At 69.5% G+C, this 6,452-nt stretch carries 7 protein-coding genes and 1 pseudogene; 6 read left to right on the top strand and 2 right to left on the bottom strand.

Features of this window, described 5'->3' with window-relative positions; translation table 11 throughout:
- The 5 genes and pseudogenes from JHD82_RS23055 to JHD82_RS23035 all read left to right on the top strand — a co-directional run.
- Positions 1-465: pseudogene (locus JHD82_RS23055) on the top strand (acetyl-CoA C-acyltransferase); the annotation flags it as partial.
- A gap of 104 nt (positions 466-569) precedes the next feature.
- Complete coding sequence (locus JHD82_RS23050; protein WP_199138985.1) at positions 570-1,472, top strand: alpha/beta fold hydrolase; 903 nt, start codon at positions 570-572, stop codon at positions 1,470-1,472.
- A gap of 37 nt (positions 1,473-1,509) precedes the next feature.
- Positions 1,510-2,340 carry an acyl-CoA thioesterase II gene (locus JHD82_RS23045; protein ID WP_199138983.1) on the top strand — a complete coding sequence of 277 codons (831 nt, stop codon included), beginning with the start codon at positions 1,510-1,512 and terminating at the stop codon, positions 2,338-2,340.
- Between the two features lie 16 nt (positions 2,341-2,356).
- A complete protein-coding gene (locus JHD82_RS23040) occupies positions 2,357-3,151 on the top strand; it encodes an enoyl-CoA hydratase (RefSeq protein WP_199138981.1) in 795 nt (264 codons plus the stop codon).
- Positions 3,145-3,645, top strand: coding sequence for a thioesterase family protein (locus JHD82_RS23035; protein WP_199138979.1), 501 nt, complete (start codon positions 3,145-3,147; stop codon positions 3,643-3,645). The genes JHD82_RS23040 and JHD82_RS23035 overlap by 7 nt, the downstream gene beginning before the upstream one ends.
- A gap of 40 nt (positions 3,646-3,685) precedes the next feature.
- Here JHD82_RS23035 and JHD82_RS23030 read toward each other — a convergent pair whose 3' ends face one another.
- Positions 3,686-5,065 carry an MATE family efflux transporter gene (locus JHD82_RS23030; RefSeq protein ID WP_141830341.1) on the bottom strand — a complete coding sequence of 460 codons (1,380 nt, stop codon included), beginning with the start codon at positions 5,063-5,065 and terminating at the stop codon, positions 3,686-3,688.
- On the bottom strand, positions 5,062-5,529 hold the full coding sequence (locus JHD82_RS23025) for a MarR family winged helix-turn-helix transcriptional regulator (RefSeq protein WP_199138977.1): 468 nt from the start codon (positions 5,527-5,529) through the stop codon (positions 5,062-5,064). Before JHD82_RS23025 ends, JHD82_RS23030 begins: the two co-directional genes overlap by 4 nt.
- A gap of 217 nt (positions 5,530-5,746) precedes the next feature.
- Between JHD82_RS23025 and JHD82_RS23020 the strand changes: the two genes are divergently transcribed.
- Positions 5,747-6,412, top strand: coding sequence for a polymer-forming cytoskeletal protein (locus JHD82_RS23020; RefSeq protein WP_012203277.1), 666 nt, complete (start codon positions 5,747-5,749; stop codon positions 6,410-6,412).
- Positions 6,413-6,452: the final 40 nt, after the last annotated feature.

Genomic DNA, 6,452 nt, shown 5'->3' with positions numbered 1-6,452 from the left:
GGCTCGGTGACGGCCGGCAACAGCTCGCAGACCAGCGATGGCGCAGGCGTGCTGATCCTGGCCAGCGGCGCCGCCGTGCAGCGCTTCGGCCTCACGCCGCTGGCGCGCTTCGTGAGCTATGCCAGCAAGGGCGTGCCGCCGGCCATCATGGGCATCGGCCCCATCGAGGCCATCCCGGCCGCGCTGCGCTATGCGGGCCTCAAGCAGGACGACATCGACTGGTTCGAGCTCAACGAAGCCTTTGCCGCCCAGTCGCTGGCCGTGGTCAACACGCTGGGCCTGGACCCCGCCAAGGTCAACCCCATGGGCGGCGCGATTGCCCTGGGCCACCCGCTGGGCGCCACGGGCGCCATCCGCTCGGCCACCGTGGTGCATGCGCTGCGCCGCAAGCAATTGCGCTACGGCATGGTGACGATGTGCGTCGGAATGGGCCAGGGCGCCGCCGGCATCTTCGAGCGGGTCTGACCGTTGCTCAAAGCCCCGTTCGCGGGGCTTTGTCTTTTCCGCTCATCCCATCCTTTCCCATCCATGCGAGCCGGCACAGAAACGGCACCGACCAGGAGACAGCCATGGAACAACACCAACTCAGCAGCGACGGCGCCACGCTGGCGCTGCGCGTCTACACGCCCGCTGGCCCGCCGCGCGCCAGCGTGGTCATCGGCGGGGCCATGGGGGTGCGCCAGGCCTTCTACGAGGCCTTTGCCACCTGGCTTGCGGGCCAGGGCTATCGGGTGACCAGCTTTGACTACCGGGGCCATGGCGATTCCCTGCAAGGCTCTTTGCGCCAGGTGCGTGCCGACCTGTGCGACTGGGCGCGCGACTACGAGGCCGTGATTGCCCATGCCAAGACGCAGCTGCCGGACCAGCCGCTGTTCCTGATCGGCCACAGCCTGGGCGCCCAGCTGCCGGGCCTGCTGCGCTCCCCGCAGCTGGTGGACGGCCTTTTGAGCATTGCGGCCGGCAGCGGCTACTGGCGCGACAATGCGCCCCGCCTCAAGCGCATGGTTCCCTATTTCTGGCATGTGCTGGTGCCCGTGGCCACGCGCCTGTGCGGCTACTTTCCGGGCCGGCGCCTGCGCAAGGTGGGCGACCTGCCGGCCGGCGTCATGCTGCAGTGGCGCCGCTGGTGCCTGAATCCGCGCTACAGCGTGGGTGCCGAGGGCGAGGCCGCCGCGCGCAGCTACGCCGCCGTGCGCTTTCCGGTGATGGCGCTGTCCATGAGCGACGACGAACTCATGACCTGGCGCGGCACCGAGCACCTGTTCGCGCTTTATGCCAATGCCCCCAGCCGCATCGAGCGCATCGAGCCCAAGGCCCTGCAGTTGCGGCGCATAGGGCATTTCGGCTTCTTCCGCGCCGATATGCGCGACGCGCTCTGGGGCCGGGCCGTGGACGTGTTCTCGGGCTGGACCAAGGCGCCGGCCGCCGCGGCCCACCCGCGCTTTCCCTCACCCGCAGAGTCGCCGGCTTGACGGACGCGGGCGACGCTTGCCACCACACTCGTTTGCCATGAGCACAGACATCCATCCTCTCGACCAGGCCGTGGCGCTCACGCCCACCGGCGCCGTTGGCCACTACCAGGGCCAGACCACGCAGGACTACTGGAACATGGTGGGCCCGTACGGCGGCATCACCGCCGCCGCGCTGGTGCAGGCCATCCAGCAGCATCCGCTGTGCCTGGGCGATCCGCTGTCCATCACCGTCAACTACGCAGCCGCGCTGGGCGCGGGGCGCTTCGACATCGAAGCCCGCCCCGTGCGCACCAACCGCTCCACCCAGCACTGGCTGCTGACCATCACCCAGCCCGATCAGGATGGCGATGCCCAGGTCGTCACCACGGCCACGGCCGTCACGGCCGTGCGGCGCAGCACCTGGGGCGGCACCGACCTGACCATGCCCGAGGTACCGTCGCCCGCCGCCGTGCCGCGCGTGCCGCCTCTGGGCGGCGTGGAATGGCTCAACCGCTACGACATGCGCTTTCTCGACGGCATCATTCCCCAGACCTGGGATGGCCGCGAGACCGACAGCCTCACGCGCCTGTGGGTGCGCGACGAGCCGCCGCGCGCACTGGATTTTTGCGCGCTGGCCGGCCTGGCTGACGTATTCTTCCCGCGCGTGTGGCTGCGCCGCGCACAGCGCACCCCGGCGGGCACGGTGTCCATCACCGTCTACTTCCATGCGGGGCGTGAGGAACTGGCCGCGGCAGGCACGGGCCACCTGCTGGCCCAGGCGCGCGGCCAGGAATTTCGCAACGGCTTCTTCGACCAGAGCGCCCAGCTGTGGAGCGAGGCCGGCGTGATGCTGGCGAGCAGCCACCAGATCGTGTATTTCAAGGAATAAGCAAGGCAAGACCATCATGAGCGAAACCACCCAGGACATCCTCGTGCACACCGAAGCCGGTGTCTGCACCATCACCTTCAACCGCGCAGACAAGAAGAACTCCATCACCGAGGCCATGTACGCCAGCATGGCCGATGCGCTGGCCCAGGCCGGCGAAGACGCCGCCGTGCGCTGCGTGGTCTTCCAGGGCGACATGGCCATCTTCAGCGCGGGCAACGACATTGCCGACTTCCTCAAGCAGTCGGCCGGCGGCGCCGTCAGGCCGGAGGGCGAGCAGCGCCCCGTCTGGCGCTTCCTGCACAACATCGCCGCCTTTCCCAAGCCCGTGATCGCCGCCGTCTGCGGCCCGGCCGTGGGCATCGGCACCACCTTGCTGCTGCACTGCGACCTGGTCTATGCGGGCGACAACGCGGCCTTCTCGCTGCCCTTCGTGAACCTGGGCCTGTGCCCCGAAGCGGCCTCCAGCCTGCTGCTGCCGCAGATGCTCGGCTACCACCGCGCGGCCGAGGCCCTGCTGCTGGGCGAGCCCTTCCTGGCCGAAGCCGCCCTGGAAGTGGGCCTGGTCAACCGCGTCGTGCCTCCCAGCGAATGCAATGCGCTGGCCCAGGCCCAGGCCAGGAAGCTGGCCGCCAAGCCGCTGTCGGCCCTGATCGAGACCAAGCGCCTCATGAAGGCCGGCCAGTCCGGCCTGGTGCGCGAGCGCATGGCCGAGGAGGGCGCGAGCTTCGGCAAGCTGATGGGCGGGCCTGCTGCCAAGGAGGCGTTCACCGCGTTCATGGAGAAGCGCAAGCCGGACTTCAGCCAGTGCTGAAATCCACGAAGGTCTCCGAGGCCTCCGAGGCGCCCGTGCAGTTCGAGCCCGAGTTCATCGCCGGGCTGCGCGAAGTGTTCGAGCGCCAGATCGCCTTCAACCAGGTGCTGGGCCTGCGCATCACCGAAGTGCTGCCCGAGCGGGTTGAAGGCCGCATCACCATGCGGCCCGAGCTCATAGGCCACGCCGCCTACCAGCGCATCCACGGCGGCGTGATCAGCGCCGGCCTGGACTCCATGGGCGGCCTGGCCGTCATGGCCGCCATCGGTGCCAGGCACATGGACGATGCGCCGCTGCAGCGCCTGCACCGCTTCTCGCGCCTGGGCACCATCGACCTGCGCGTGGACTACCTGCGCCCCGGCATAGGCAGCGAATTCATCCTGCGCGCCGAGGTGCTGCGGCTGGGTTCGCGCGTGGCCAACACGCGCATGGAATTCCTGGGGGCCGATGGCAGCTTGCTGTCCACGGGGACGGCGGCGTACATCGTTTCTTGAAGCATGGCCCGCTGACTGCGAGCCTTCTTTTTGCGTTTCTTCACCCCCAGCGCGCGCGCCACACGGCCCAGGCCGTGCCTGCGCCATAGGCGGCCATGGCCACGGCGACCAGGATGAACAGCGACTGGGCGCTGCCCAGGCCGCTGGACATGAGCCAGCCGCCGCCCACCACCACGATCAGCAGGCGCACCGTGCCGGCCAGCACGGGTGCCCAGACGCGGCCTGCGCCCAGGGAGGCGAAGTACAGCACCAGTCCCAGGCCGAACAGCCCGAAGGCCGGGCCCACGGTGCGCAGGTAGAGGTCGGCGTAGGCGCGCACGGCCGGGTCGCCGGTGAAGATGCCTGACCACAGCTGCGGCCAGACCATGACCACCAGCCCCAGCACGCCCAGCAGGGCAGCGGCCATGGCGCCGCCCGACCAGGCCACGCGGCGCGCGCGGGCCACCTGGCCGGCGCCCATGGCCATGCCCACCATGGGCACGGCGGCCATCCCCACGCCGAAGGCCATGGGAATCAGCAGGAACTCCAGCCGCTGGCCTATGCCGTAGCCGGCCAGGGCCAGCGGGCCTAGGCGGGCGACCATGCCTGTCAGCAGCAGCGCGGCCAGCGCCGTTTGCACGGGGGACAGGCAGGCCAGGGCGCCCACGCGCAGGATGTCGCGGAACATGGGCCAGGCCAGGCGCGGCGTGCGCCAGTCCAGCTGCAGGCGCTGCTGGCCCCACTGCAGGTAGGCCAGAAAGGCCGCCACGGCCAGCACCATGGCCACGATGTTGCCCACGGCCACGCCCGGCATGCCCCAGCGCGGCATGGGACCCAGGCCCAGCCCCAGCGTGCCGCCCACCACGATCTGCACCAGCGAGGCCGCAAAGATCACGGCCGATGGCATGCGCATATTGCCCGTGCCCCGCACCACCGAGGCCAGCGTATTGCACAGCCACACCAGGATGGCGCCGCTGAACAGCACGGCGCCAAAGCCCGTGGCTGCTGCCAGCACCTCGCCGCGCCCGCCCAGCCAGCCGTAGAAGGTGGCGCCGCAGAGCACGAAGATGAGCGAGTACAGCAGGCCTGCGATGGCGCCGATCACGATGGCGTGCAGGGCCAGTGCCGACGCACGCGCGCCGTCGCCCGCGCCCAGCGCGCGGCTGATGGCCGAGGACACGCCGCTGCCCATGGCGCCGTTGCTCATCATCTGCGTGAGCATGGCCAGCGGAAACACCAGGGCCATGGCCGCCAGCGATACGGTTCCCAGCTGCCCCACGTAGTAGGTCTCGGCCACGGCGACCAGCACCGACATGCTCAGCGCCACCATGTTGGGCACGGCCAGGCGCACCAGGGTGGAGGCGATGGGGCCGCTGACCAACGGATGCGCGGACCCGCTGGCCGCAGCGCCAGGGGCTGCGGAGGGCAGGGCGGCGCTCATTCCGCGCTCTCCTGCGTGGCGGTTTCCAGCACGGGCAGCATGCCCAGCACCAGGCTTTCGAGCGCGCCGATCTGCTCGCTGCCGCACAGCTCGCGCACGCGCTGCTGGGCCTGGCGCCACAGGGCGGCAGCCTCGCGGATGCGGGCGCGGCCTTCGAGCGTGACCACCACGCAGCGGCTGCGCGCATCCGCGCCGGGAACCAGGTCGATGAAGCCGGCCTGCTGCAGCGTGCGCAGGTTGCGCGTCATCGTCGTGCGGTCGGTGTGCAACTGCTCGGCCAGGGCCGAGACCGTGGGGGGGCCGTCGGGCGCATTGCGTGCCTGCACCAGCAGGCTGAACTGCGTGCCGCGCAGGCCGCTGGGCGCCAGCGTGTCGTCATAGAGCTGGGAGATCTTGCGCGACAGGCTGCGCACCATGAAGCAGGTGCAGACCGGACTGGCGGCGCTTGAGGTGGAGGAGGTCATGGGGCGTGGGGCAGGTGGCCTGGAATGGAATGAGTGTAGATGCACCTATTGATTTGCGCATGTCCGCTGCGCGACCTGCGCATGCGCGGTGTGTGATCGAGAAAGGCTTGCAAGCACATGAAACGGGAGAACCATCTCGTTACTGTTCTTGCGAGATGCCGGCATTTGTTGCCAGTTCGTGTGCGTAGCATCGGATTTTTCCGAAGGAGACCCACCCATGGCTGTTCAGAACCCGTTCTTTGGCAAGCGCGACAACGATGCTTTCACCTCCCGCAACACCCTGGGCAGCGGCACAGGCGCCGCCAGCACGGGCGGCAGCCCTTCGGGAGCCGTCATGCCCAGCTCCAGCGTGAGCAGCCCGGCATCCACCCAGCGCCAGGCCTCGCCTGTGTCGCAGGACTCTCCGGGCAGCAAGCTCACCGTGGGCCCCAACATCAAGCTCAAGGGCGTGGAGATCACCGACTGCGACACGCTGGTGGTCGAAGGCACGGTGGAGGCCACCATGGACTCGCGCGTGATCCAGATCGCCGAGCAGGGCGCCTTCCATGGCACGGCAGAGATCGACATCGCCGAGATCCATGGCGTGTTCGACGGCACGCTGACCGTGCGCGAGAAGCTGGTCATCTACGGCACGGGCAAGGTCAGCGGCAAGATCCGCTACGGCAAGGTGGTGATCGAAGAGGGTGGCGAGCTCACGGGCCAGATCGAGGCCGGTTCCTCGCCGCGTTCATCTTCGGGTTCGGCCGTGGCGTCCAGCGCCTCCAGCCTGTCCTCTTCCTCGTCCGCCGTCTCCAGCGACAGTGCCGCCAGCAGTTCCGCGGCCCTGGCTGCGGCCACCGCAGCGGCCTCGCTGCAGCCGCGCGTCACGCCGTCGCTGGCATGAGCGATCTCTGCTGCCGGAAATGAAAAAGCGACCTGCGAAG

The organism is Delftia sp. ASV31 (genome assembly GCF_016428765.1).
GTDB lineage: Bacteria > Pseudomonadota > Gammaproteobacteria > Burkholderiales > Burkholderiaceae_C > Comamonas > Comamonas acidovorans.
Note: the sequence above shows the minus strand (reverse complement) of the source record. Positions and strands in the feature narration are given on the sequence as shown.